The organism is Bradyrhizobium sp. S3.2.6, assembly GCF_040546885.1.
Taxonomy (GTDB): domain Bacteria; phylum Pseudomonadota; class Alphaproteobacteria; order Rhizobiales; family Xanthobacteraceae; genus Bradyrhizobium; species Bradyrhizobium cytisi.
In genome coordinates this window covers 1-26,116 of record NZ_JBEPOS010000010.1, presented here as the reverse complement: position 1 = coordinate 26,116, position 26,116 = coordinate 1, and the positions used below count along the sequence as shown (strand labels likewise).

The 26,116-nt window shown below is 64.3% G+C and carries 27 protein-coding genes; 15 read left to right on the top strand and 12 right to left on the bottom strand.

The features are described 5' to 3' along the window. Positions 1-182: 182 nt before the first annotated feature. Positions 183-1,667, bottom strand: a complete 1,485-nt coding sequence (locus ABID58_RS18970) for an aldehyde dehydrogenase family protein (RefSeq protein WP_354034080.1) — start codon at positions 1,665-1,667, stop codon at positions 183-185. Positions 1,668-1,781: 114 nt separating this feature from the next. Between ABID58_RS18970 and ABID58_RS18965 the strand changes: the two genes are divergently transcribed. Together ABID58_RS18965 and ABID58_RS18960 are read left to right on the top strand one after the other, a co-directional pair. Further along, positions 1,782-2,864 carry a substrate-binding domain-containing protein gene (locus ABID58_RS18965; RefSeq protein WP_354033846.1) on the top strand — a complete coding sequence of 361 codons (1,083 nt, stop codon included), beginning with the start codon at positions 1,782-1,784 and terminating at the stop codon, positions 2,862-2,864. 74 nt (positions 2,865-2,938) lie between these two features. Further along, positions 2,939-3,316, top strand: a complete 378-nt coding sequence (locus ABID58_RS18960; RefSeq protein WP_354033844.1) for a winged helix-turn-helix domain-containing protein — start codon at positions 2,939-2,941, stop codon at positions 3,314-3,316. 120 nt (positions 3,317-3,436) lie between these two features. On the opposite strand, the gene ABID58_RS18955 is transcribed toward ABID58_RS18960, so the two are convergent. Beyond that, the gene (locus ABID58_RS18955) at positions 3,437-4,009 is read right to left on the bottom strand and encodes a hypothetical protein (protein WP_354033843.1); all 573 of its coding nucleotides are present in this window, start codon (positions 4,007-4,009) and stop codon (positions 3,437-3,439) included. A 160-nt stretch (positions 4,010-4,169) separates the two neighbouring features. On the opposite strand from ABID58_RS18955, the gene ABID58_RS18950 reads away from it, so the two are divergent. After that, positions 4,170-5,108, top strand: coding sequence for a LysR family transcriptional regulator (locus ABID58_RS18950; protein ID WP_148753157.1), 939 nt, complete (start codon positions 4,170-4,172; stop codon positions 5,106-5,108). A gap of 64 nt (positions 5,109-5,172) precedes the next feature. Here ABID58_RS18950 and ABID58_RS18945 read toward each other — a convergent pair whose 3' ends face one another. The 5 genes from ABID58_RS18945 to ABID58_RS18925 all read right to left on the bottom strand — a co-directional run bounded on the left by ABID58_RS18945 (position 5,173) and on the right by ABID58_RS18925 (position 8,010). Further along, the gene (locus tag ABID58_RS18945) at positions 5,173-5,757 is read right to left on the bottom strand and encodes a TIGR00645 family protein (protein ID WP_148753158.1); all 585 of its coding nucleotides are present in this window, start codon (positions 5,755-5,757) and stop codon (positions 5,173-5,175) included. A gap of 43 nt (positions 5,758-5,800) precedes the next feature. Further along, positions 5,801-6,439, bottom strand: a complete 639-nt coding sequence (locus ABID58_RS18940) for a TerC family protein (protein ID WP_354033842.1) — start codon at positions 6,437-6,439, stop codon at positions 5,801-5,803. Then, positions 6,436-6,798, bottom strand: coding sequence for a hypothetical protein (locus tag ABID58_RS18935; protein ID WP_187435061.1), 363 nt, complete (start codon positions 6,796-6,798; stop codon positions 6,436-6,438). Before ABID58_RS18935 ends, ABID58_RS18940 begins: the two co-directional genes overlap by 4 nt. A gap of 2 nt (positions 6,799-6,800) precedes the next feature. Further along, the gene (locus ABID58_RS18930; protein WP_354033840.1) at positions 6,801-7,262 is read right to left on the bottom strand and encodes a TerB family tellurite resistance protein; all 462 of its coding nucleotides are present in this window, start codon (positions 7,260-7,262) and stop codon (positions 6,801-6,803) included. Positions 7,263-7,629: 367 nt separating this feature from the next. Next, positions 7,630-8,010 carry a nuclear transport factor 2 family protein gene (locus tag ABID58_RS18925; RefSeq protein WP_354033838.1) on the bottom strand — a complete coding sequence of 127 codons (381 nt, stop codon included), beginning with the start codon at positions 8,008-8,010 and terminating at the stop codon, positions 7,630-7,632. A gap of 219 nt (positions 8,011-8,229) precedes the next feature. On the opposite strand from ABID58_RS18925, the gene pdxR reads away from it, so the two are divergent. Both pdxR and ABID58_RS18915 read left to right on the top strand, forming a co-directional pair. Beyond that, on the top strand, positions 8,230-9,693 hold the full coding sequence (gene pdxR, locus ABID58_RS18920) for a MocR-like pyridoxine biosynthesis transcription factor PdxR (protein WP_354033837.1): 1,464 nt from the start codon (positions 8,230-8,232) through the stop codon (positions 9,691-9,693). A gap of 74 nt (positions 9,694-9,767) precedes the next feature. Continuing rightward, a complete protein-coding gene (locus tag ABID58_RS18915; protein ID WP_354033836.1) occupies positions 9,768-10,394 on the top strand; it encodes an FMN-binding negative transcriptional regulator in 627 nt (208 codons plus the stop codon). Here the strand turns inward: ABID58_RS18915 and nhaA are convergent. Beyond that, a complete protein-coding gene (gene nhaA, locus ABID58_RS18910; protein WP_354033835.1) occupies positions 10,391-11,626 on the bottom strand; it encodes a Na+/H+ antiporter NhaA in 1,236 nt (411 codons plus the stop codon). The two genes, ABID58_RS18915 and nhaA, sit on opposite strands and share 4 nt — an antisense overlap. Positions 11,627-11,976: 350 nt before the next feature. On the opposite strand from nhaA, the gene ABID58_RS18905 reads away from it, so the two are divergent. After that, positions 11,977-12,162: a hypothetical protein gene (locus ABID58_RS18905; RefSeq protein WP_148753167.1), complete on the top strand. Its 186-nt coding sequence runs from the start codon at positions 11,977-11,979 to the stop codon at positions 12,160-12,162. 13 nt (positions 12,163-12,175) lie between these two features. Here the strand turns inward: ABID58_RS18905 and ABID58_RS18900 are convergent, their stop codons facing one another. Next, positions 12,176-12,484 (bottom strand): hypothetical protein, encoded by a 309-nt coding sequence (locus tag ABID58_RS18900; protein WP_354033833.1) that lies wholly within the window; start codon positions 12,482-12,484, stop codon positions 12,176-12,178. A 355-nt stretch (positions 12,485-12,839) separates the two neighbouring features. Between ABID58_RS18900 and ABID58_RS18895 the strand changes: the two genes are divergently transcribed. The 3 genes from ABID58_RS18895 (at position 12,840) to ABID58_RS18885 (ending at position 16,453) form a co-directional block, all read left to right on the top strand. Beyond that, positions 12,840-13,979, top strand: coding sequence for a hypothetical protein (locus ABID58_RS18895; protein ID WP_354033832.1), 1,140 nt, complete (start codon positions 12,840-12,842; stop codon positions 13,977-13,979). A 131-nt stretch (positions 13,980-14,110) separates the two neighbouring features. After that, positions 14,111-14,578: a hypothetical protein gene (locus ABID58_RS18890; RefSeq protein WP_354033831.1), complete on the top strand. Its 468-nt coding sequence runs from the start codon at positions 14,111-14,113 to the stop codon at positions 14,576-14,578. Positions 14,579-14,809: 231 nt separating this feature from the next. Further along, positions 14,810-16,453: a porin gene (locus ABID58_RS18885; protein WP_354033829.1), complete on the top strand. Its 1,644-nt coding sequence runs from the start codon at positions 14,810-14,812 to the stop codon at positions 16,451-16,453. Positions 16,454-16,503: 50 nt separating this feature from the next. On the opposite strand, the gene gor is transcribed toward ABID58_RS18885, so the two are convergent. The 3 genes from gor to rpiA form a co-directional block, all read right to left on the bottom strand. After that, complete coding sequence (gene gor / locus ABID58_RS18880; protein WP_354033827.1) at positions 16,504-17,904, bottom strand: glutathione-disulfide reductase; 1,401 nt, start codon at positions 17,902-17,904, stop codon at positions 16,504-16,506. A 79-nt stretch (positions 17,905-17,983) separates the two neighbouring features. Continuing rightward, a complete protein-coding gene (locus ABID58_RS18875; protein WP_354033825.1) occupies positions 17,984-18,496 on the bottom strand; it encodes a DUF2059 domain-containing protein in 513 nt (170 codons plus the stop codon). Between the two features lies 1 nt (position 18,497). Continuing rightward, positions 18,498-19,223 (bottom strand): ribose-5-phosphate isomerase RpiA, encoded by a 726-nt coding sequence (rpiA, locus tag ABID58_RS18870; RefSeq protein WP_148753173.1) that lies wholly within the window; start codon positions 19,221-19,223, stop codon positions 18,498-18,500. Between the two features lie 166 nt (positions 19,224-19,389). Between rpiA and ABID58_RS18865 the strand changes: the two genes are divergently transcribed. The 6 genes from ABID58_RS18865 (at position 19,390) to ABID58_RS18840 (ending at position 25,889) form a co-directional block, all read left to right on the top strand. Then, on the top strand, positions 19,390-20,088 hold the full coding sequence (locus tag ABID58_RS18865) for an HAD-IA family hydrolase (RefSeq protein WP_354033823.1): 699 nt from the start codon (positions 19,390-19,392) through the stop codon (positions 20,086-20,088). Positions 20,089-20,220: 132 nt separating this feature from the next. Further along, positions 20,221-20,703 carry a hypothetical protein gene (locus ABID58_RS18860; RefSeq protein WP_354033821.1) on the top strand — a complete coding sequence of 161 codons (483 nt, stop codon included), beginning with the start codon at positions 20,221-20,223 and terminating at the stop codon, positions 20,701-20,703. Positions 20,704-20,853: 150 nt separating this feature from the next. Further along, complete coding sequence (gene moaA / locus ABID58_RS18855) at positions 20,854-21,888, top strand: GTP 3',8-cyclase MoaA (protein WP_354033819.1); 1,035 nt, start codon at positions 20,854-20,856, stop codon at positions 21,886-21,888. A gap of 172 nt (positions 21,889-22,060) precedes the next feature. Beyond that, on the top strand, positions 22,061-22,642 hold the full coding sequence (locus ABID58_RS18850; RefSeq protein WP_148753177.1) for a TRAP transporter small permease subunit: 582 nt from the start codon (positions 22,061-22,063) through the stop codon (positions 22,640-22,642). Positions 22,643-22,671: 29 nt separating this feature from the next. Continuing rightward, entirely contained in the window at positions 22,672-24,327 is a 1,656-nt protein-coding gene (locus ABID58_RS18845; protein WP_148753178.1) for a TRAP transporter large permease, read from the top strand. Between the two features lie 272 nt (positions 24,328-24,599). Continuing rightward, complete coding sequence (locus ABID58_RS18840) at positions 24,600-25,889, top strand: M20/M25/M40 family metallo-hydrolase (protein ID WP_354033817.1); 1,290 nt, start codon at positions 24,600-24,602, stop codon at positions 25,887-25,889. Positions 25,890-26,116: the final 227 nt, after the last annotated feature.

Below are 26,116 nucleotides of genomic sequence, written 5' to 3'. Positions count from 1 at the left end.
CCCCAACCTTTTGCAGGCAGGATGCATGTCGGTTCCAAAGCGGAGGTTTAAGCCGCTTCGGTTCTTGTCCGCAGGGTTTGCCGCGCGTGAGCGGATTGCAGACACTTTTATCGATCCCCGAAAAGAGAGCCCGCCTGACCGGACGGATCAGGCGGGCTCCAGGATTGGCCGCTCGGGAGGTATCAGACGGCCAAATTCATCCAGACAGCCTTCGGCTCAGTGAAATTGTCGAGCGCAGCAGTGCCGTGCTCGCGGCCGAGGCCGGAGTCGCGCTCGCCGCCCCAGGGCAGGCGCACGTCGGTGTAGCCATAGGTGTTCATCCAGACCGTGCCGGCGCGCGCCCGCTTGGCGAAACGCTGCAGCTTGCCGATATCGCGGCTCCAGACGCCGGCAGCGAGGCTGTAGGCCGTGCCGTTAGCGATCCGTAAAGCATCGGCCTCGTCCCTGAACTTGATGACGCTGACGACGGGGCCAAAGATCTCCTCCTGTGAGATCCGCATCTCGTGTTCGACATTCGCGAATACCGCTGGGCTGATGAAATAGCCGCGATCTCCGACCTTCTCGCCACCGGTGACGAGGGTCGCGCCCTCTGCCCGTCCGATATCGACATAGTCGAGGATCGACCTCATCTGCTTCTCGGAGATCACGGGACCAAGCGCTGTCTTGCGGTCAAGCGGGTCGCCGATTCTGATCGACTTCGCGCGCGCGGCGAGGCGTTCGACGACTTCGTCATAGGCCTTCTCCTGCACCAGCACGCGGGAGCCGGCCGAGCACACCTGGCCGGCATTGAAGAAGATGCCGGAGGCCGCAGCCTTGGAAGCCGCTTCAAGATCCGCATCGTCGAAAATGACGTTGGCCGACTTGCCGCCGAGCTCGAGCGAGACGCGCTTGAAGTTGCTGGCCGCGGCCTTCATGATTCCACGGCCCACGCCGGGCGAGCCGGTGAAGGTGACCTTGTCGACATCGGGATGATTGACCAGCGCGTCACCGACGACGCGACCGGGCCCGGTGACGACGTTGAAGACGCCCGCCGGCAGGCCCGCTTCAAGCGCGAGCTCCGCAATGCGCAGCGCCGATAGCGAGGTCAGTTCGGCCGGCTTCATCACGATGGTGCAGCCGCAGGCCAGCGCAGGTGCGAGCTTCCACATGCCGATCATCAGCGGGAAATTCCACGGCACGATCGCCGCAACCACGCCGACCGGCTCGCGCACGGTGTAGGTCAAGGCATCGTCGCGCACGGGCACGACGTCACCGCTGATCTTGTCGGCCCAGCCGGCGTAGTAGATCAGCGTGTCGACGGCAGCCGGGAAGTCCTGGCGCGCCGTCGCGGAGATCGGCTTGCCGGCGTCGATCGACTCGAGCTCGATGATTTGTTCCGCGTGCTGCTTGAGCAGGTCCGCCCAGCGCAGCAGAATCTGGCCGCGCTCGGAGGCGCGCATCGTGCGCCACGGGCCTTCGAAGGCCCGGCGGGCGGCGGCCACGGCGTGCTCGACATCGGCCTCGTTGCCCTCGGCGATGGTGGCGATGACCCGCCCGGTGGCGGGGTTGAGAGATTTGAAGGTGCGGCCTGAGCTCGCGGGGACGCGGCGGCCGTCGATGAGCAGATGCTGCGGCCGGGACATGAACTCGCTGGCCGGCGAGTGGGCAAAGTCATATGCAACAGACATCATATTTCCTCCGGTTCTGGTATGCCAGACTAGGCGCCTATTGGCCGGAGTTAAATATGATATGATGTGCCGATGGACGCCCCGCATATGAAGCGTAATTCATAAGGAGAGCCGATGCTTCAGATCGAGATCGAGGCTGTCTGGCGGTTTCGCCATGAAGGCAGTCCGCGCACCGCCGTCATCATGATCGGCGTGCTCAACGAGATCCGGAAGACCGGGAAGATCACGAGCGCGGCCAGCGATGCGCAGCTGTCCTACCGGCACGTCTGGAATCTGATCGAGCAGTGGACCGAGTTCTTCGGCACGCCCCTGGTCGAAACCCGGCGCGGCAAGGGCTCGAAGCTGACGCCATTCGGCGAGCGGCTGGTGTGGGCCGGCGAGCGCATGCAGGCCCGGCTCGGACCGCAGCTCGAAAACCTGGCCCAGGAGCTCGCGAGCGAGATCAAGCCGTTCCTCGAACAGCGGCCCTCCGTGATCCGCGTCCATGCCAGCCACGGCTTTGCGGTCGCCAAGCTGCGCGAATTCCTCGATCGCGAGCCGGGCATCGGCGTCGATCTACGCTATGTCAGCAATCAGCATTCGCTGGTCTCGCTGGCGCAGGGCGCCTGCGACCTCTCCGGCCTGCATCTGCCGCATGGCGCGCTACGCGCCCAGGGCATCAAGGCCGCGCGCGAATGGCTCGATCCGCGCGAGGACCGCATCATCAGTTTTGTGACGCGCGAGATGGGTCTGATGGTCGCGCGCGGCAATCCGCGGCGGATCGCCTCGCTTGATGACCTCACCCGGCCCAACGTCCGCTTCGTCAATCGCGACCATGATTCCGGCACGCGCCTCTTGTTCGACCAATTGCTCGCCGCGCATAGCATCGACGAAAGCAGGATCAACGGCGCGCAGCAGATCGAGTTCACCCATGCGGCGGTCGCAGCCTATGTCGCGAGCGGCATGGCCGATGCAAGCTTCGGTGTCGAGGCGGCCGCCCGCCAGTTCGGCCTCGACTTCATCCGCATCCTCACCGAGGATTATTTCTTCGTCTGCAAGCGCGCCTTCCTTGAGACTGCGCCGATGCAACGCATCCTCGAGATCATGCGCAGCGCCGATTTTCGTGCCGCCGTCGCCACCCTGCCCGGCTACGTGCCATCGGATACCGGTACCGTGACCGGCGTGAAGGCGTTTCTGGAGATGCACGCGGTGCGATGACGCATGGCGCGCTCGCCTTGTCCACGACGGACAAGAGTGGCAATCTGCCAAGCCAGAGCACAAGAGACATCATCATGTCGCGCGCGAGCGCCAAATCCCTTCCCCAGCTGAGCCTTCGCATCGACCTCGACGGCGAGGATCGGATCGGGCCCGGCAAGATCGAGCTTCTGGAGCAGATCCGCGCGCAAGGCTCGATCTCCGGGGCCGGCCGCGCCATGGACATGTCGTACAAGCGCGCCTGGGATCTCGTGGACGAGATCAACCGAATCTGCGGACATGCCGCGGTCGAGCCCCAGGCCGGCGGCAAGAACGGCGGCGGCGCAATGCTGACGCCGTTCGGCGAAAAGCTTGTGGCGCGCTACCGGAGGATCGAGCGCGACGCCGCACGCGCGGTGCACAAGGATCTGGAAGCGCTCAAGAGCGACATCGCACGTTCACGAAAATCCTCGTAGAGGTCAGTTGCGAGCGCAGCGCGCTGGAGGCGTGGTGGCACGTTGTCTCGGCCGTCGACACGCAGCCAGACATCGAATCGCATTTCGACAGCCTGCGAGACTCCGAACTATTACGTCCGGTCAGAAGACCGGCTCGTCCTTCAGCGCCGTGATCAGCTGCTCGCCCTGCGCCGTCAGGCGGTAGGTCACCAGCGGACGGCTCGATGGCGGCTTGCGGTCGGTCTCGACGATGTGGCCGCGCACCATCAGCGCTTCGAAGCTGCCATAGTAGCCGTACATGCTGATCTGGTTCTGCCCGAGCAGCTTGAACTCGCGCAGCAAGCGGATCTCGTTGCCCGAGAGCAGCGAGCGGCGGACGCGCTGCACGAAGCTCGCGCGCTGCTCGAACCAGGCTGGATCGGGCAGCTCACGCGAAGACGGCGCGGCGTCACGATCGCAGGGCCGCGCTTCGACATCGGCTCGCACCGCCGGCGGCGACGGCATGTTGCTGCCGACCGCTTCCCTGGCGTCATCGAGCAACGCGATCGGCCAACGCCGCTTGTTGTCGACCATGACCGGCGGCGGCACGACATTGTCGCGCACCAGCTGCTCGAAGCGGCCGGCGGTCACGCCGACATAGGCGGCAGCGCGGCGGCGATCGACGAGACGGGCGTCCCGCCCGTGCTCCAGCTCGCAAGCGATATTCTCGTTCACCCCAAAATCCCCTGCCGCATCGTTGCGGCGCATCGCCGCGCGGGCCCGAAAGGGCCCGACGGCACATGACACTAGGGTGAAACCAGCGCTCTCAAAAGGCAGAGAAATTCGCACATGTTGCTGCCGTTTCGGCAACGGCTATAGTGCCGCCGGGGGTCCCATGCGCTTTCACTCACCTTCCATCCAATACTTCCATGCCGTCCGCCGCACCGGCTCGATCCGCGCCGCAGCGCGCCTCCTGAACGTCGCCTCGTCCGCCGTCAGCCGCCAGATTCTCAAGCTTGAACAAGAGGTTGGATCGCCCCTGTTCGAGCGGAATGCGCGCGGCCTGACCCTGACGACGGTCGGCGAGATGCTCGCCCGCCACGTCATGAACGTGCTCCAGGACCTCGACCGTTTCCGCTCGGACGTGGCGTCCCTGTCCGGCGCCTGGCACGGCACTGTCAGCATCGCCTGCATCGAGTCCATCACCGAGTCGGTGTTGCCGGATCTGATCGCCTCGCACCGGACCCGTGCCCGGCGCGTCAGCTTCACCGCAGAAATCATGGGATCGTCCGACGTGCTCGAAGCCTTGCGCCGGGGCGAGGCCGATATCGGCATCGCCATCGCGCTCAGGCATCCTCCGGACCTGCGGCAGGTCGCGCTGAAACGGTTTCGCCTCGGCGCGCTCGTTGCGCGCGAGCATCCGCTGGCGCGGCGCAAGACGGTGACGCTGGAGCAATGCCTCGCCTTCCCCGTCATCCAGGCGCTGCCGGAGCTGTCGATCTACCATCTGCTCCAGCCCTTGATCGCGCAGCTCTCCGAGACGCCGGAGCCTGCGATCCAAGCCAACTCAATCGACCTGATGCGCGAGCTCGCCGCGCGCGGCGTCGGCGTCGCCTTCCAGACCCAGCTCGGCATCGGCCGGCTGTCGCGCGACGCGCAGCTCGTGTTCCTGCCGCTCGACAATGCGGGAAGTCCGGTGTGGTCGGATCTCGGCATCTATGTCCGCGCCGAGCGCACCCTGCCAGCCTTCACCGAGTCCTTCCTCCAGGAACTCGTACGCGAGCTCGGCGAGCGCGAACGGCGCGAGAACGCGGCCTATCCGCAAGGAGCGTGATGAAGCGCCGCTGTCGTTTCCGCTGGCACGGAGCCAGCGTCTCTGATCAGGCCGGGCCACGCCTTCAAGCGTGACCGTTCTCCTTGCGATGTCCGTTCTCGCTGAGGCGGTCGACCCAGGCGATGCCGATCGCGGAGATGATGAAGGTCAGGTGGATCAGCACCTGCCACATCACGCCGGTCTCGGTGAAATTGCTGCGGGTGGTACCGAGATTGCCTGCCTCGATGAAGGTCCTGAGCAGCGAGATCGAGGAGATGCCGATGATCGCCATCGCCAGCTTGATCTTGAGCACGCTGGCGTTGACGTGACTGAGCCATTCCGGCTCGTCGGGATGGCCGCTCAGGTTGAGCCGGGACACGAACGTCTCGTAGCCGCCGACGATCACCATCACCAGGAGGTTCGAGATCATGACGACGTCGATCAGCCCGAGCACGATCAGCATGATCTGCTGCTCGCTGGCGTCGAACGAGTGCGCAACCAGGTGCCAGAGCTCTTTCAGGAACAGCAGCACATAGACGGCCTGCGCGATGATGAGGCCGACATAGAGCGGCACTTGCAGCCAGCGCGAGCCGAAGATCAGCTGGGCGAACGGGCCGATTTGCGGCTGCGGCGAAGGCGCGACCGAAGCTGCTTGGGGTTCAGACGACATGGATCACTCCCGGGAAACAAAGGCAGGAAAACGAAAGCAGGACTTAGAGACTTGCGATAACCGGCGCGAGCTCGAGCGAGCCGCGATAGATCATCTCGATGGCGACGTAGACGATGATGGCGAGGCCGACATAGGCGATCCAGCGCTGCTTCTGGAGCACGCGGCCGAGCAGGTCGGCGGCGACGCCCATCAGCGCGACCGACAGAACCAGGCCGAAGACGAGGATATAGGGGTGCTCGCGCGCCGCACCCGCGACCGCGAGCACGTTGTCGAGCGACATCGAGACGTCGGCGGCGACGATCTGCAGCGCAGCCTGCCCGAACGTTTTCCGCGGCGCCGGCGCGGCGGTCGCCCCACCGGCATGGCTGAACGCGGGCCGGTTCGCATGCGCAGCCTGCTCGCGCAGCTCGCGCCACATCTTCCAGCACACCCACAGCAGCAGCACGCCGCCGGCGAGCAGCAGGCCGATCACTTGCAGGAGCTGGGTCGCGACGCCGGCAAAGACGATGCGCAGTGCGGTCGCGGCGACGATCCCGACGACGATGGCGCGGCGGCGCTGATCGGCCGGAAGGCCTGCGGCCGCGAGACCGATGACGACGGCATTGTCGCCGGCGAGCACGAGGTCGATCAGGACGACCTGCAGCAGCGCGGTTAGCGCGTCGGGGGTGATGAATTCAGTCATGTTCGATCATTTTTCGGTACGGACGGATCCAGCCAGTGCGGCTTGCGGCGCTCGATCCAGTCGAAGACCTTTGAGCGTGACGCACGCAGCGCCGGCACGTCCTCGGCGAGCAGCGCGAGGCCGAGCGGCAGCATCCAGATGCCGAGCACCGGCAGGAAGGACAGCACGCCACCGACGACGAGCAGCGCGCCCGAGGGAATCCGGACCCAGCGGCTGGACGGTTGCAGGAGATAGTCGACGCTGCTCGCAAGGCGCGGCGGCAGCCGCTGAACCAGCGCGTCAAGCCGCGGGTCGCCACCGGCCGGTTGACCGCTGGCGCCCTCGCCTCTCGTCCTTTGCTCGTCCGAAGCAGCACTCATGCTCACGCCTTCTCGGCGGCGCTGACGGCAGCCGGCCCGACCGGCTTCGCGCGCGGCAACACCAGCGTCAGCAGGCGCAACAGCTTGATCGCCTGCACCTCGTGCGGATGCACGTCCTCATCCGCGGCCGCGACGCGCTCCGACAGTTCGAGAAGATGAGAGGACAGCGACTGGTCCGAGACCGGCCGCAGCGTGTCGATCACCACATTGGCGAAATCAGGCTCTTCGAGCCGTTCGGCGAGCTCGTCGAACATCGAAAACAGGCGCTCCTCGCTGATGTGCGGCGCCAAGCCGCGTTCCCTGATGAAGCGGATCACCTCATCGCGCTCGACCGGCGACACGCGCCGGTCGGCCACGGCGACCAGCGCACCGGCGATCACCAGCGCCACCGCAGCCTGCTCGTTGAAGCTACGCGGCTCGGTGATCTCGAGTTCGATCGAGTTGGAAGTGTTGGCGTCAGACATCGTCGCTCCGTTATCTTGCGAAATGACCGCGCGGAGCTTCGATGGGGACGATTTGGTCGGAGAGAACTTAAGAGGGCCCGACGATCGGCCGATCCATCGCATTCGCGCGGGACAGGTCATCCGACATCGCGAGGTTTTGCTGACACAGTCAGCGTCCTCGCCAGAGGGGCCCGGATTCTTGTTCTCCCCAGACATAAAGCCGGGTGAGCCAGAATCAAGGCGACAAGAGTGCGACCAGCAGCCGCATCGGGGTTCCGTCCGCGCCGTCATTGCGAGCGCAGCGAAGCAATCCAGAATCCCTCCGCGGAAAGAGTCTGGATTGCTTCGCTGCGCTCGCAATGACGGAGTGTAGGCGCGAGCATCGGTCCTACCCGACGCGCTCCACAAGATGCGCGCGCGATGGTGACGGATCGAACCGGTCACCGAAATATTGCGTTTCGTGCGCCACTGATCCGTCGCGGAATTCCATGATGCTGACGACGTAGGACGGCACGCCGTCATAGGTCAGGATGAATTCGCTCACCCAGAGATCACCGCCGCCGACGATCCGCCGGACCGTGAAGCGCTTTCTGTTCGGCTGCACGAAGCGGCTCTCCTGAATCTTGCGGCGGCCGCGAATTCGCTCGCCGGACTGCGGATAATCGAGCACGGCATCCTCGCGATAGATGTCATGCTCGGCCTCGAAATCGTTTGCGTCCGAAGCGTCCCAATGATGCTGGAGCGCCGTCAGCCTCGCCTGATCGTCCATCGAGATCTCCCTCTTGCGGTTCCTGCTCTTTAGGTCGGAGCGCAGACAGACCGCGGCAAGGCGGCCTCGCAACGTCTAACAACGACTAACGTGCAAAAATGGGCCGCAAGGGAGAATTTTTATCCCTACGGCAAGGCTTACGTCGAAACGCCCGGCGAACGGGATTAGAACCACATTTCCGACCCTCGTCGGCCGTACCAATGCCGGCCTGGAATGTGGATGATGCAGAAGAGAACCAATCCGGGCCGCCGCGCGCGCCGCATGGGCGCACGCCAGATCTACGAGGCGCTGCGCGACCAGATCATGTCGCTGGTCTACGGCACTGACGGCCTGCTGCCGTCATCGCGGGCGCTCGCGGACGAGATGGGCGTGGCGCGCTCGACCGTCACGATTGCCTACGAGCAGCTCGCCGCCGAAGGTTTTATCGAGACGCGCCATGGCGCCCGGCCGCGCGTGGCGCGCGCGGTGGTGGAGCGCGGACGCACGCGCGCGACGTCCCGGCCATCGACGCGCAAGGCGCGGCTTTCGACCTTCGGCGAGCGGCTGCGCCAGGACCCGCCTCACTGGTCCGCGCCGCCGTGCGGGCTTGTCGCGAACTTTCGTTATGGCGAGCTGTCGCCGTCGGACTTCCCGGTGCTGGCATGGAAGAAGGCCGTGACGGCTGCCATGGCGCGCAAGCCCGAGCGGCTCGCCTATGACGATCCCTGCGGTGCGCTGCGGCTGCGGACTGCGCTACAAGGTTATTTGTGGCGATCGCGCAGCGTCCGCTGCGACGTCGACCAGATCGTCGTCGTCAACGGCTCGCAGCAGGGCCTCGACATCTGTGCGCGCCTGCTGCTCGATGCCGGCGACCGCTTCGTGATGGAGGATCCCGGCTACCAGATGGCGCGGCACACCTTCGCGGCGACCGGCGCGGTCACGGTGCCTGTCACGGTCGATGCCGAAGGCCTTCAGACCGAGCGGCTCGACGGCATCGCGGCCCGCCTCGCCTATGTCACGCCGTCGCATCAATATCCGCTCGGCGGCGTCATGCCGATCGGCCGTCGGCATCAATTGCTGGCGTGGGCGCGCAAGAACGACTCTTACGTGATCGAGGACGATTACGACAGCGAGTACCGCTACGACACCAAGCCGATCCCGCCGCTGCATGCGCTGGAAGACAGTGATAACGTGATCTATCTCGGCACAGTCTCGAAGACGCTGTCGCCGACCTTGCGGATCGGCTATCTCGTGGTGCCGCAGGCGCTGCGATCCCTGTTCGCCGCCGCCAAGCAGATCATGGACCGGCACACGCCGCTGATCGAACAGGAGGCGCTTGCGGCGATGCTGGAGAGCGGCGCATATGACAGCCATGTCAGGCGCGTGCGCCGGCGCAACGCCGAGCGGCAGCAGGCGCTGCTCGACGCCCTTCGCCGCCGCTTCGGCGATCGTATCAGGATCGAGGGCGCGGCCGCGGGCCTGCATGTAGTGGCCTGGTTCGACGAGGTGCCGCAGAAGCGGGAGGATGCATTGATCAACGCGGCCCGCGCCAAGGGCGTCGGCATCTATCCAGTTTCGGCGCTGTTCGCCGGCTCCCGAGCACGGAAGTCGGTCGGCCTTGTCATGGGTTATTCGGCGCTGGACACCGCGCAAATCGAACGGGGCTGCAGGCTCCTGGCGCAGGCGGTCGCCGAACTGGACTGATATAATCATATAAAACTGGCAGTTTCTTATAGTCCAGATTGCGGCTATCTCTGCAGTCAGAACGGAGACACGCCATGTACATTCCCCCCGCCTTTATCGACGACATCGAGAGCATCCGCGCGACCATCCGCGCCGCCCGCCTTGCGAGCCTGGTCACGGCCACCACCGAAGGTCCGGTCGCCACGCCCTTGCCGCTGTTCCTCGACGAGAGCGAGGGGGATTACGGCGTGCTGTACGGTCACTTGGCGAAGGCCAACCCGCAATGGAAGCTGCCGCCGATCGGCGATGCACTCGCGATCTTCAGCGGTCCCGACGCCTATGTGACGCCGTCCTGGTACGCGACCAAGCAGGAGACCGAAAAGGTCGTGCCGACCTGGAATTACATCGCCGTGCATGCCTATGGCCCGGTGGAATTCTTCCAGGAGCCGGAGCGCCTGCTCGAGGCCGTGACGCGGCTGACCAAGAAGCAGGAAGGCGCGCGTGCAAAGCCGTGGGCGGTCAGTGATGCCCCTGCCGATTTCGTCGCCGCGCAACTGCGCGGGATCGTCGGCGTGCGCATCCCCGTGGTGCGGTTCGAAGGCAAGCGCAAGATGAGCCAGAACCGGCCCGACGCCGACCGCATCGGCGTCGCGCAAGGTCTCGCGGCGAGCGAGAACCTTGGTGATCGCGAGGTCGCAGCCCTGATCCCGCTTCCGGTCTAGTCTCCGGTCTGCTTGCGCAGCCGCTGGGCGTATTCGGCGCCCCATCCGAGGCCGAGCGTCACGGAGATGAGCGAGCCGAGCAGCACGCCGAACTTCGCGGCGTCAAGCAGCCTCTCGTCGGTAAACGCGAGCATGGCGATGAAGATCGACATCGTGAAGCCGATGCCGGCCAGCAGCCCGACGAGGCAGACGCCGCCCCAGGATACGCCCGGCGCCAGCCGGCATCCACCCGCGCGCACCGCAAGCCAGGTCGCACCGATCACGCCGATCGGCTTTCCGGCGCAGAGCGCAAGCCCGATGCCGAGCGCCACGAATTGCGCGCCGCCAGTGAATTCGGTGCTCTTGAGGTCGACGCCGGCATTGGCAAGCGCGAACAGCGGCATGATTGCGTAAGCGACCCAGGGATGCAGCGCCGCCTCCACGCGGATGACGGGCGGCACTGTCTCGGGATCCGCCGAGCGGACCGGCGTAATCAAGCCGAGCACGACACCCGCAAGCGTCGGATGCACGACGGCCATAAGGAACCCTGCCCAGACGAGGAGGGCTGGCAGGACGTAGGCAAAGGCCGAGCCGAAGCCGAGCCGTTGAAATCCCAGCGCCATGAGAACACCGAGCAATGCAACAACAAAGCCGTTGAGATCGAGTCCATTGCTGTAGAACAGCGCGATAATGAGAACTGCGATGATGTCGTCGATGATGGCCAGAGCGAGCAGAAAGACCCTGATATTGGCGGGGATTGATCGTCCTAGCAGGGCGAGCACACCGACTGCAAAAGCGATGTCCGTTGCAGTTGGAATCGCCCAGCCTTGAATGCGGTTCGCGACGTTATTGAAGCTCAGGTAGATCAGCGCCGGGACGACGACACCGCCGACGGCGGCCAGCACCGGCAGAATGGCCTGATCGAACCTGCTCAGCGCGCCCTCGTGGATTTCACGACGGACCTCCATGCCGACGACCAGGAAGAAGACCGTCATCAGCGCGTCGTTGATCCAGAAATCCAGAGGTCTGACAAAGCCGAGCTCGCCAAGGCGAAGTGAAATCGGCAGGTTCCAGACGTCGTGATACGAATGGGCGAATGGCGAGTTGGCCCAGAGCAATGCGGCAACCGCAGCTATCAGCAGCACGACGCCACTGACGGCCTCGACATGCAGGAATTGCTGGAGCGCCGTGAGCGTTCGCTCGACGAAAAACGGGGATTTGGGCAGGTGCCTGCCGGGCAGCTGATCGTTCATGGGCGCACGCATCCTGCGTGGCGGCCCGACCATCGCTTGACCTGTCGCTGCCCCAATGCAGCGAGCACCCGGGCCCGTTCTATATCGTGCTGCGATTAACGCAACCCCCGCCCGGTGCCATCCGTGTCAGCGACGGCCGGAACCCCGACGCGGTGCGGATGGTTAGCGCTCCTCACGACACTTTGCAGGTGGGAACTCCATGTGCCGCTGGATCGCATACCGGAGACGAACTCGTTCGAACCCCATGTCATCGAGCCCGAGCATTGCTTGATCGCGCAGGAGCATCCGCTCCGCACAAGCTTCGCCAACGAAAACGTCTGTTCTGAACTTGCTACGCCATAGGGGAATGCATGACTGACATCGCCTGGTGCGCCGGTTGCGGCCACAGCCTGGTCCCGATCCTGTCCGAGCAGGGCCTGACAACGCCGAGCTGCTTCTGGTGCGAGGGCATCGACGCGCGGACCATGGAGATGGCGAAGTGGGCGGACAGCCCGGCCGGCAAACCGGATCGGGCCGCGCCGCACTCCATTGATTGAGCCACGCTCTGCGTCAAGCCCTCGCCACCAGGCGTAGACCGAACACAGACGCGACGGTCGGGGCAGCAGCAGCGACCGGCTTTCGCATCGGCCGGCGCCGCGGGATGAAGAAGCTGTTGACGAGGATCGGCTCGTTGTCGCCGAGCGCGGTTCGCTCCTTCACCAGCCCGCTCATGACCAAGCGCATCTTGATGAGGTCCTGCGCCACGAAGCTGCAGTCCTCCTCGCGATTGATCTGCTCATGCATGATCGCTTCAGCCTCGCGCATGCTGACGCGGAGCGCTCTGATCGTTCTGCGGATATCGTTGATGCGGTTGTCCATGGCTGCCTCTCCATCTCGGTCGCAGCATAAGAACAAAACATGAACATCTTGTCAATCGCCGTCCTAACGAATTGCGACGTCGCCCCCGATCCACAGAAGGCACAACTGCCCGCACACTGGCGAGGCTTGCTGACAAATTAGCCAGCTCGAGCCGCTCTCCTGGAAGCGCGAGGCGCTGACGCTGCGCCGGACGGTCAAGCCAATCGGGCGATCTAACCTAGTGTGCAACCACCGGATTTTTTCCTGGCCGGGCTCGCCGCGTCACCGCGCGGGCCCGTTTGCTGATCCGCAAACCAACTGGCCCAAAATTCGCAGTGACATTGCAAGCTGGCAATGGCGCAGAGCGGAGAACGTCATGAACGTGCATGCTGCGGGCGATCTCAGGACGACCGGCCTCACTCATCCGAATGGCGCGCCGCTCCGCCTCAACACCCGGGATTTTGTGGCGATCGATCGCGACCGGAATGCGAAGTTCGAAGCGACGTATCGTCCGCAAGCCCTCTACAACCGCGCCAACGAAGGCTTTCACGCCAACAACGAAACCTTCCTGCTGCACGAAGTCGCGACCAATCTGCCGATCTACCGCCCCGACACCGGCCCCACCGACTTCCATCTGCATCTGCCGCCGGGCGGGTTTCAGCTCGTGCTGGTCACCTCGGGCGCCTTCACCTTCGACTATGACGGTCGTTTCTATAATGTCGGCCCGGGCGCGGTGATGCTGCAAAGCGCGATCGTGCATCGCCAGCTGTTCTACACCTGGTCGGGCCTGTCGACCGAAGAGAATTTGAAGACGCCGCAGACGGTGGTGCCGGATCCGATCTCGATGGGCTATTCCGGCAAATTCCTCGAAGCCTTCATCACCGATCCCACCACCTTTCCGAATCCGACCATCGTCGGCCCGGATCAGATCGACGAAGCCGAGACGCCGCGCGTGGCCTGGAACCATCCTCTGCACGATCGCCCGGCCGATGGAGGCTTCTGGCTTCAGGATCCCCTCGCACTGGATGCACTGTTCAAGCCGCTCGTCGACGGCCCCATCAAATCCGCATTGCCGGTCTATGTGCGCGATATCGGGATCGAGACTCCAAGCGGCCATCTCGTCACCGGCCACATCATCGCAACCGACCCGCGCGGCCACTCGCTTCTGCCGAAGAGCGCGTCGATCGCCGCGGATGCCGACTGCTTCGCCAAGGGCGAGGTCGTGATCTATCGCGTCATTCGCGGCACGGCCGAATTCAGGAAGAAGGCCGGCGAGACCTTTGAGCTCGCAGCCGGCGATGTCGTGACGGCGGGCAAGGATTCGATCAGCCTCGTCGGCGTCGGCGAAAACACCCAGGTCCTGCGGCTCGGCCTGCTCAAAGGCATGAACGATCTTCGCAGCTGGACGCCGACGCAACGCGACGAGATCGATGGCCTGGCCGGTCAGATCATCACGCAGAAGGACATTCGTCCCCTGCGCACCGAAGGCAAGCCGGTCGGCTATCTGTACGCGTAGGCACGAGGCCGACGCAACGCATCCGGTTCTCTGCGCCGCAGGTCTTGTCTGCTGAAGAGAGCTTGCCCCTCCGCGAATGCTGCTGGTAGTTCATAGGCGATCGAGATGCGCCTGGAGCACCAGCTTCGCCCGTGAGCCCCGAAATCACCAGAACCTGCGGAAGTTGCACCGCCTGCTGTGATGGCTGGCTGCAGATCGAGGTGCGCGGTCACAAGGTACGCAAGGGGCAACCGTGCCCCTTCAGCATCGCCCGGTGCTGTTCGATCTATCCGGAGCGCCCGCAGCATCCCTGCCGCGAATTCATCTGCGGCTGGCTGGTCGCATCGAGCCCGCTGCCGGATTGGATGCGGCCGGATCAATCCAGCATGATCATGCTGGCCGCCAATTTCTTCTGGCGCGGCTTGCCTGTTGACGTCGTGGTGCCTGTCGGTGAGCAGCCAAAGAAGAAGGCGCTGGATTGGCTGACGCGATTTTGCGCCGAGAACAGACGGCTGCTCGTCTACCAGATCAGCGATGAGTGGTTCGCGTTCGGACCACCCGTGTTCCAGACCGACATCGCCAGCCGTCTCGCGCGCGGCGAAACGCCGTGGGGCGATTGACCCCAAGGGCCGGAAGCCGCTCGCCTTTTTGACAAGGAACCAGTTCGGCGCACCACAATGCGGCAGATCGCCGCGCGACACGCTTTGTCGGGAATAGTTGCTGATCAGACACAGTCGGGCCGGAAAGCGAGCTAAACCACAACAGCCCGGTTGTATATGGTATCTGGCATACATTAGCTTCCGCTTTATCCCGGGCCCATTGAGAGTCCGCGGCGATAGAGGGGAAACACGATGAGGAAGGCCTTTCTGCTCGGCACAGGCTTTGCGGCACTTTGTGCAACCACAATTAGCCATCCCTTGAATGCTGCAACCATGGATGACGTCATTGCGCGCCTCGATGCGCTCGAGCGCAGCAACGCCAAGCTCGCGAAGGAGAACACGCAGCTTCGCGAACGCGTCAATCACATCGGCGAGTCGAAGACCGCGGTGACAGCCGTCGCCCCGGCCTCGCCGAAGGGCAATCCGGTTCTGCACGCGGCGGTCGCGCCCTCACCAGCGCCTGCGCCTGAACACACCGTCGTCAGCATCGGCGGCGCTCCGCTCTACAGCAAGGCGCCCGGCGCCAATCCGTTCATGGACAACACGACCGTGACGCTCTACGGCCACGTCGATCTCTCGGGCGACATCTTCAATGCGGGCGTCTACGACCAGGGGACGAAATTCGGGGTCTCCAGCAACCTCACCTATTTCGGCGTTCGCGCGCGGCACAACCTCGATCCCTATGGCTATCCCGGATGGGCGGCCATCGCGCAGTTCGAATCCCTTGTGGAAGTCGCGGCCGTTCCGACCGAACGCGCGGCGTTCGGCACGCGCGACAGCTTCCTCGGCATGGAAAGCCCCTGGGGCGCGATCAAGGCCGGCAAGGCGGACACGCCCTACAAGAAGGCGACGGCGAAGTTCGATCCGTTCTCGGCCACGCTCGGCGACTACAACTCGATCATGGGCAACACCGGCGGCGACCTCCGCGCCGAGTTCGATTGGCGCGCCGCGCATGCGATCTGGTATGAATCGCCGGTGTGGAACGGCTTCCAGGCCACCGTCATGCTGTCGCCCGGACAGAACACGGCGAGGGACAACAGCGACTTTGCGCTCGGCGATTTCAACTGTCCTGCGACATCGTCGCGCGGTAGCGGCTCGGGCTTCCCGCTGACATCGGCGCCGGAAGGCTGCACCGACGGCTCCTACGGCAATCTCTACAGCGCGTCGCTGACCTACAATCAGGCCGGGTTCACGGGGGTCGCCGCCTACGAATTCCACGAAGGAACCAACCGAACCGGCGACGAGGCGGTGACACCCCTGAGCAACGGCGGCGTTCTGACCGTGCCGGCGGGCGCAGTCGGCATCGCCAACGAATGGGCAGCGAAAGTCGGCGCGGGCTATAAGTTCAACGACATGATCGGAAGCCTGCAGCTCTACGGCATCTACGAGATCATGCGCCGCGAGCACACGGTTGCCGCCTTCAACGAGCGCTCGCGCGACGGCTACTTCGTGAGCGCGACCCAAACGGTCGACAAATGGGACGTCAGCGCATCATGGGCTCACGCCAATGCGTCGCCTGGCTCGCCGGGCACCGGCGTCCTCAATGCCTATCCCACCCCCGGGGTCGTGGTCTCCGCTCCAGCCGGTGCCGCCGACTTCGCGCTCAACAGTGTGGACTCAAGCGCGGACCAGTACGCACTCGGCGTGAAGTATCACTTCAGCCCGTTCGTGAGCTGGTACCTGGTGGGCAGCTATCTCCGCAACGGACCCGGCGCACATTACTGCCTCGGCGTCAGCGGACACGGCTACGGCGTTTGCGGACGCGACGCCAACAACAACGTCGTTGCCGGCAACAAGGCCGAAGCGGTCACCACTGGCATGACGTTCGACTTCTGACCTGAAGAGCGGACAGCGGGGAGCCGGTCGCGGCTCCCCGTCGTGAGCGCCTACTCCGCCGCCTGGCGCACGTGGCGCGCGGTCGGTGTGCGCATCGTCACCAGCTCTTCGGCCGCGGTCGGATGCAGCGCGATGGTCGCGTCGAAATCGGCTTTCGTCGCCTTCATCTTCACCGCAATCGCGACGACTTGCGTGACCTCGGCGGCACCATCGCCGACGATGTGACAGCCAAGCACGCGGTCGGTCGAGCCATCGACGACGAGCTTCATCAGCACGCGGGTATCACGGCCCGACATCGTCGCCTTGATCGGGCGGAACGTCGTCTTGTAGATGTCGACGTGGCTGAACTGCGCGCGCGCTTCGGTTTCCGTCAGGCCGACGGTGCCGACCTCCGGCTGCGAGAACACCGCGGTCGGGATGGTGGAATGATCGACCTGCACCGTACGCTTGCCGAACACGGTGTCGGCAAAGGCATGGCCCTCGCGGATCGCGACCGGCGTCAAATTGTGGCGATGGGTGACGTCGCCGATCGCGTAGATGCTGTCGACCGAGCTCTTCGAGAAATGATCGACCGCGATACCGCCATTCTTCGGGTTGATGGCGACGCCGGCCTTCTCCAGGCCGAGATTGGCCACCGCCGGATGACGGCCGATCGCGAACATCACCTGGTCGGACGCGAGGCTCGATCCGTTCGACAGATGCGTGGTGAATTCCTCGCCATTGCGATCGAAATGGCGATCGACCCTGTTCACTGTGCAGCCGGTGAGAATGGTGATGCCCTGCTTCTCCATCTCGCTGCGGACATGCGCGCGGACGTCTTCGTCGAAGCCGCGCAAAATGTTGTCACCACGATAGATCACGGTGACGTCGGAGCCGAAGCCGGCGAAGATGCCGGCGAACTCCAGCGCGATATAGCCGCCGCCCTGGATCACGATCCGCTTCGGAAGCTTCTTCAGATGAAATGCCTCGTTGGACGAGATCACATGCTCGATGCCCGGGATCGCCGCGCCGTGATTGGGCGCGCCACCGGTGGCGATCAGAATGTATTTTGCGGTGATCTTCCTGTCGTCTGCGAGCAGGCGAATGGTGTGCCTGTCCTCGATCAGCGCCCGACTCTTGACGATCCGCGCGCCCGACTTCTCGACGTTGGCCGTGTAGGCCGCCTCCAGCCGCGCGATTTCCTTGTCCTTGTTGGCAATCAGCGTCGGCCAGTCGAAGGTGGCGGACGGAACGGTCCAGCCGAAGCCGGCGGCATCCTCGAGCTCTTGACGGAAATGCGAGCCGATCACGAAGAGCTTCTTCGGCACGCAGCCGCGGATCACGCAGGTGCCGCCCATGCGGTACTCTTCCGCGATCATCACGCGGGCGCCGTGGCTGGCCGCGATACGGGCGGCACGCACGCCGCCCGAACCGCCACCGATGACAAAGAGGTCGACGTCGAATTCAGCCATTATCCACTCCGACCTCTTCAACCCAAGCCGCGACGCGCTTTGGGGCTTCCTGATCAGCTATCCTGTCAGATAGGTATTGTCACATTTCCTTGCCACGCTTCTTCATCTCGGCGCGGAACGCGCTCGCGACGACCTCGGAGAAGTTCTGCGCCCACGCGTTCATGACCTGCATGCTGAGGCTGATGGCCTTGGGCTCGTTGGTGATCAGCTTCTGGCCGAGCGGCGACTTGTAGAACGCGACGAGATCCTTCAGCTCCTGCTCGGTGAACTCGCCGGCATAGACGCCCACCATGCCATCGCCGATCTCCTGCTCGCGGCCGGCAAGCTGCTTGGTGATGATCGGGGCGAGCTCGTTGAGATCCTTCTGGTAGTTGAGGTTCTGGCCGATCAGCGTGCCCTTGACCTTCTCCACCATGCCGGGCACGGCGTTGGCGTACATCGCGCTGGCATTCTTCAGCGTCAAAATCTCCCTCGCCGCCGCAATCGACGCCGCAGAGGGTGCTGCCGGCTGCTGCGCGATCGCAGGCGCTGCCCCCAGTGCGAGCGCGAAGGCGAGGCACGCAGCAGGCACGATCTTCAAAACACTCTTCATTCTAGTCTCCTTTCGGCTTTCGCCGTTCAATCACGCGAATTCCCTCGCCACCCGCCAAAACAGCCGAGCTGGCCAAGCCGATGAACAACCCATGCTCGACCACGCCGGGGATCGCGCTCAACGCCCTGGCGAGGCTGGGCGGATCCACAATACGTCCGAGCTGGGCATCGACGATCCAGTGGCCGCCATCGGTGACGAAAACGTGGCCATCCTTGTCTCCGCCCTTGGCCTTGCGAACCGCCATTTGCCCGGAAACGCCGCATTCCGCAAATGCCTTCTCGATCGCCCGACGCGTCGCGCCGAGCCCGAACGGAATGACCTCGATGGGCAGCGGAAAGCCGCCGAGCGTCGGCACCCATTTGGTGTCGTCGGCAATCACGATCATGCGATCCGAGGCGGCCGCCACGATCTTCTCACGCAGCAGCGCACCGCCACCGCCCTTGATCAGGTTGAGCTCGGGATCGATCTCGTCGGCGCCGTCGACGGTAATGTCGAGATGCTCGATCTCATCCAGCGTCGTCAGCGGCACGCCGCAACGCTCCGCATCGGCGCGGGTCGCCTCCGAGGTCGGCACGCCGATCACCTTGAGTCCGGCGGCGACGCGTTCGCCCAGCAGCTCGACGAAATGCTTGGCGGTCGAGCCGGTGCCGAGGCCGAGCTGCATGCCGTCACGCACCTCTTCCAACGCGCGCGCCGCAGCCTGCCGCTTCAACTGGTCCATGTTCACGTCTGGGCTCGCCTCTCAAATCAGGAGTGCCGCAGGTATCGTCGGCCGCGGCGGGCCTATGTAGCCTCGTTTTTCCCCGGAGAACAGGGTCTGGGAACAGGCCTATAAGCCGATCTTATGATCCCGCCCCTTGCGCCGGTACGGCCGGGCCGTTAGCGCTGGGACCATGACCTCCCCCTACACCCTCGTCTTCGATCTCGACGGCACGCTTGTGGATACGGCGCCCGACCTGATCACTGCGCTAAATCACGTGCTCGACCGCGAAGGCCTGCCGCCGGTGCCGATGGCCTCGGCCCGCAACATGATCGGCGCCGGCGCCCGCAAGCTGATCGAGCGGGGCCTGGAGGCCGAGGGCCGCACGGTCACGCCGGCCGACATGGACCGGATGACGGCAGATTTCATCGCCTATTACGCCGATCATATCGCGGTCGAATCGCAGCCGTTCGAGGGGCTGCTGGACGCGCTCGACCTGTTTGCGGCCCAGGGCCATCGTCTCGCGGTCTGCACCAACAAGCTGGAATGGCTGTCGAAGCGGCTCCTGGACCAGCTCGACCTGAGCCGGCGGTTCGCGGCGATCTGCGGCGCGGACACTTTTGGGGTCCAGAAGCCCGATCCGACCATTTTCCGCGAGACCGTGGCGCGGGCCGGCGGCGAGGTCAAAGCCAGCATCATGGTCGGCGACGCCGGGACCGATGTCGGCGTCGCCCGGCGTGCCGGGGTGCCCGTGATCGGGGTCAGTTTCGGCTACACGGACGTGCCAATCGCCGAGCTGAAGCCGGACCGGCTGATCCATCACATGCGCGACCTGCCGGCCGCCGCCCACAGCCTGATGATGGTTTCGGCGCCAGGCAAGGCCCTGATATAGCTGGGTTATTCCATGGAACCCCGCGTTAACCATCTATTAACTATGCGCGCTCCGCCGGTTGCTTGCCTCAGGCGACGCTCCTAAGGTCCGGACGGGGTTATGTGGCGGTTCGTCGCAGTAAAGTGGATGGTCATGCGTCGTGTCATCGCGATTGCGCTAGCAGGAGCGAGCCTGGGTGGCTGCTCCTCGATGTCTTGGGACATGTTCAAATCGGCACCGCCAACGGTCCAGGTCCGGCTCGAATCCAATCCCCCGGGGGCCGACGCCAGGACGTCGCTCGGACCGGGCTGCAAGACCCCCTGCTCGGTCTCGGTTCCCGCGCCGGAGGCCCCGTTCACGGTCGACTACGTCTTCAACAAGTACCAGCCGACCAGCGTGCCGGTGAACGTGATCAAGAATCCCGGCGATTTCACCACGCCCGCCTCGGTAACCACCGATCCAAACCCGGTGTTCGCGGAGCTTCAGCCGGCGGTGCCGCCCAAGCCCGCGAAGAAGAAGCCGCACCGGCCGAAGAGGCCGAAACCGGCCGCAGCCGCACCCGCCGCGGCGCCGGCCGATGCTGCAGCGCCCGCAGCCGGTTCTGCGTTCCCCGATCCGAATGCGGGCAAGCGTTAATCCAAGCGTTGTCGATCCAAGCGTTGTTAATCTATGTATACCACCCGATTGTCCTCTGCCTGCGCGATGCTTAGATTGCGTCCGGAGCATCGCTGAAGCAAAGATGCGTCCGTCGCCGTAAGTGACCAGGCAGTTGGCAAGGCAGTTGGTATGAACGGATCTCCCGCGACCTCCCGCTCCGCGCTCTCGAGCGCGATGACCGATCCGTTCGGGCGGACCATCACTTACCTGCGCGTCTCCGTCACCGATCGCTGCGATCTGCGCTGCTTCTATTGCATGTCGGAAGACATGACGTTCCTGCCCAAGGCCGACCTGCTGACGCTCGAGGAACTCGACCGGCTCTGTTCCGCTTTCATCGCCAAGGGCGTGAAGAAGCTGCGGCTCACCGGCGGCGAACCCTTGGTCCGGCGCAATGTGATGTCGCTGGTGCGCTCGCTGTCGCGCCATCTCGCCAGCGGCGCGCTGGGCGAGCTGACGCTGACCACCAACGGCACGCAACTCGCAAAACATGCCCGGGAGCTCGCCGATTGTGGCGTTCGCCGCATCAACGTCTCGCTCGACACGCTCGATCCCAGGAAGTTTCGCGAGATCACGCGCTGGGGCGAGATCGACAAGGTGCACGAGGGTATCGAAGCCGCGCGCGCCGCTGGCCTCGCGGTGAAGATCAACGCGGTGGCGCTGAAGAACCTCAACGAGGACGAGCTCCCCGATCTGATGCGCTGGGCCCACGGCAAGGGCATGGGGCTGACCTTGATCGAGGTCATGCCGATGGGCGAGATCGGTTCGGGCCGTATCGACCAGTATCTGCCGCTGTCGCTGGTGCGCGCGCGGCTCGCCCAGCAGTTCACGCTGACGGACCTCGCGGAAAGCACCGGCGGCCCGGCGCGCTACGTCAGTGTCGCCGAGACCGGCGGCAAGCTCGGCTTCATCACGCCGATGACCCACAATTTCTGCGAATCCTGCAACCGGGTACGCATCACCTGCACGGGCACGCTGCACACCTGTCTCGGCCACGAGGATGCCTCCGATTTGCGCAAACCTCTGCGTGCATCCGACGACGACACGCTGCTTGCGGCTGCGATCGATCGCGCCATCGGGCTGAAGCCCAAGGGCCACGACTTCATCATCGACCGCCGCCACGACCGTCCCAGCGTCAGCAGGCACATGAGCGTGACCGGCGGCTAGTTGACCCGCCGACGCCCGGGCAATTTCCCTTAACTATCAGCAAACTTCCAATTGACGGACGGCACGCCCGCTGGTTTTGTGCGGCGGCCTCATGCCTGCGCGGCGAGACAAGCCGAGCGCGCCGAGTCGGCGCAGACAAGACGGCCGGGGCACAAGCGGGGAGGACCTATCATTGACAGCGCTCCTGAAATTGAGCGGCAGGATCGACGCGTTTACACGCTGGACCGGCAAGCGCCTAGCCTGGCTGATTCTGGTCGCCGTCATCATCTCGGCGGCAAATGCGATCGTGCGCAAGGCCTTCGACACCTCGTCCAATTCCTGGCTCGAGCTACAGTGGGTCCTGTTCAGCATCGTGTTCCTGCTGTGCTCATCCTGGACGCTGCTCGACAACGAGCACATCCGGATCGATATCGTCAACGCCATGCTACCGAAGCCGGTTCGCAACATCATTGACGTGATCGGACACCTGTTCTTCCTGATCCCGCTGACGGTCGTCATGCTTGTCACCGGCGTGCCTTTCTTCCTGCGCTCGTTCCAGATCAACGAGCAATCAGGCAATGCCGGCGGCCTCCCGCAATGGCCGGCCAAGTCACTCGTCATGATCGGCTTCGCGCTGCTGCTCGTGCAGGCCATCTCCGAGGTGATTAAACGGGTCGCCATCATGCGCGGCATGATTCCGGATCCGCACGAGTCGCAGATTTCGGCGCTGGAGGCCGAAGTCGAGCACCTCGTTGAAGCGATCGAAAAAAAGTAGTTGGCGAGCGGCCTTCGTAGGGAGATTCAATGACCGCGTTTATTATCGCCAATATGGCGCCGATCATGTTTGCGTCGCTGGTGTTCGTGCTGCTGCTCGGCTATCCGGCGGCGTTTTCACTCGGTGCCGTAGGCCTGTTCTACGCCGTGATCGGCATCGAGCTCGGTCAATTCCATCCGGACTTTCTCCAGGCCCTGCCCGAGCGCGTCTACGGCGTAATGAACAACGACACGCTGCTAGCTATTCCGTTCTTCACTTTCATGGGGCTGGTGCTGGAGCGTTCCGGCATGGCCGAAGATCTGCTCGATACGATCGGCCAATTGTTCGGCACCATCCGCGGCGGCCTCGCCTATGCCGTCGTTTTCGTCGGCGCGCTGCTCGCGGCCACGACCGGCGTGGTCGCCGCATCGGTGATCTCGATGGGCCTGATCTCGCTGCCGATCATGCTGCGCTACGGCTACGACCGCCGCGTTGCGACCGGCATCATCGCCGCGTCCGGCACGCTGGCGCAGATCATCCCGCCTTCGCTCGTTCTGATCGTGATGGCTGACCAGCTCGGCAAGTCGGTCGGCGACATGTACGAGGGTGCATTCATTCCGGGTCTCGTGCTCGCAGGCCTCTATGCCGGCTACGCTTTTCTCGTCAGCTTGATCTTTCCAAAAGCGGTGCCGGGTCTTCCGAAGGAGGCGATCGGCTTCCGGGAGGACAGCGGCAGCCGCGGCCTGACGTCGCTCGGCGTGCTGTTCCTTGCGAGCTGCGTCTTCGGCTGGTTCATGATGCGGAATTCGGAGACGCATGGCGCCGACTTCGTCGTGCTGAGCATGTTCTTCGGCATCATCTTCGCGTTCGCCGTCGCCGTCGTGAACTGGATCATCGACAAGCTCACGGGCTTCCGTTTCCTTTCGAAAATGGCGCAGCAGACTACCTTCGTGATGGTGCCGCCGCTGTTCCTAATTTTCCTAGTGCTGGGCACGATCTTCATCGGCATCGCTACCCCGACAGAAGGCGGCGCGATGGGGGCCGCCGGCGCCCTGATTCTCGGTGCCGCGAAGCGGCGGCTGAACTGGGACCTGGTTCGCCAGGCCACCGAATCGACGGCCAAGCTGTCTGCCTTCGTCGTTTTCATTCTGGTCGGCGCGCGCGTGTTCTCGCTCACCTTCTACGGCGTCAGCGGCCACGTCTGGGTCGAGCATCTCCTGACCTCGCTGCCCGGCGGTCAGATCGGTTTCCTGCTCTTCGTCAACGCCTTCGTGTTCGTGCTGGCGTTCTTCCTCGACTTCTTCGAGCTCGCCTTCATTGTAATCCCCTTGCTCGGCCCCGCCGCCGAGCATCTCGGCATCGACCTGATCTGGTTCGGCGTCATTCTCGGCGTGAACATGCAGACCTCGTTCATGCACCCGCCGTTCGGCTTCGCATTGTTCTATCTGCGCTCGGTCGCGCCGAAGGAGCGCTATAATGACCGCGTCACCGGCAAGCGCATGGAGCCGGTCACGACCGGCCAGATCTATTGGGGCGCGGTGCCATTCGTGGTGATCCAGGTCATCATGGTCGTGCTGGTGATCATGTTCCCGTCGATGGTGATGCACTACAAGGGCGTGCAGTCGACCGTCGATCCGAACACCATCAAGATCGAGATCCCGCAAATCGATCTGCCGCCACTCGATTTCGGCCAGCCACAGAAGTAGCTGACGCGGACCGTCTGGCCTCTGCGTTCCAGGGCAATCACATATGGGAGCGATTCCCGTGTGGCCATCCTTCGAGACGCCCGCCGTTGGCGGGCCCTCAGGATGAGGACCGGGTGTGCGGCCGTAGTTTTGACGAGCACCGATGCCGCTTAGCCTCATCCTGAGGAGACCGCGAAGCGGTCGTCTCGAAGGACGAGGCGCGCACTCAGCGGCGTGACAAGCGCCGGAAACGCAGGCATACCGGGCCATCCTCCAACAATGGACCGCCGCGCATGTTCCGATCGCTCCCTGCCCCATCGTTCGTTGGTTCGTTGATCGCGTCGCTCTGGCTGGCATGCGCCGCAACCGTCGCGCATGCCGCGCCGGTGGCGGATGTCCATACACTGGCGCAGAAGGAGCAGCAGCCGCTGCTCGACACGCTGCGCGATCTCGTCAGCATCGAATCCGGCAGCAAGGATGTCGAGGGCCTGAACCTGATCGCAGGCCGCGTCGCCGACCAGCTCAAGCAGATCGGCGGCACGGTGGAGATCCTGCAGCCCACCGACATCTATCGCCTCGACGACACGCCGGAGAAGATCGGCCCGGCCGTGCACGCCGTCTTCAAGGGCACCGGAGCTAAGAAGATCATGCTGATCGCCCATATGGACACCGTGTACCTGAAGGGCATGCTGAAGGACCAGCCGTTCCGCATCGACGGCGACAAGGCCTACGGCCTCGGCATTGCCGACGACAAGCAAGGCGTCGCCCTCATTCTCCACACCGTGGCGATGCTGCAGAAGCTCAACTTCAAAGACTACGGCACGCTCACCGTGCTGACCAATGGCGACGAGGAGATCTCCTCGCCCGGCTGGCGCAGCACCATCACCAAATTCGCCGCCGATCAGGACGTCGTGTTCTCGTTCGAGGGCGGCGGCACCGACGGCACGCTGCGGCTCGCCACCAGCGGCATCGGCTCGGCCTATCTCACGGTGACCGGCAAGTCCTCGCATGCGGGCGCGCGGCCGGAGGGCGGCATCAATGCGCTCTATGAGCTCTCGCACCAGGTGCTGCAGATGAAGGACCTGTCAAAGCCCGAGCAGGGCCTGAAGCTGAACTGGACCGTCTCCAAGGCCGGCACCAACCGCAACGTGATCCCCGCCGAGGCCACCGCCCAGGCCGATGCGCGCGCGCTCAAGGTCGCCGATTTCGACGAGCTGGAGAAGGCGCTGCAGGACAAGATCAGGAATCGCCTGCTGCCCGATTCCAAGGTCGAGCTGAAGTTCGAGGTGCGCCGTCCGCCGCTGGAAGCCAACGACGCCTCGCGGCATGTCGCGGCCTACGGCAAGACGATCTATCAGGAGCTCGGGATGCCCCTCAAGGTCGACGAGAAGGCGACAGGCGGCGGCACCGATGCCGCGTTTGCCGCGCTCAAGACCGAGGGCGCCGTGGTCGAAGGCATGGGCCTGTCGGGCTTCGGCGCGCATTCCAACGATGCCGAATATGTGAAGCTCGATACCATCGTGCCGCGGCTCTATCTGACCACGCGCATGATCATGGATCTGTCGACCGGCAAGCTGAAATAGCCGCCCCTTCTTCCTTCTCCCCTTGTGGGAGAAGGTGGCGCAAAGCGCCGGATGAGGGGTTCTATCGGCGAATTCAACTGCGAGAGGGACTCGCGGAGAGAACCCCTCACCCGTCTCGCCGCTAGCGCGACGTGTCCAGCGGATGGATTGGTAACAGAACAGACCGGATGGATGGGTGACACTGTTCATGATTTGGTCGGCTCCGGCGCTGCGCTAGCGCAGCGCCG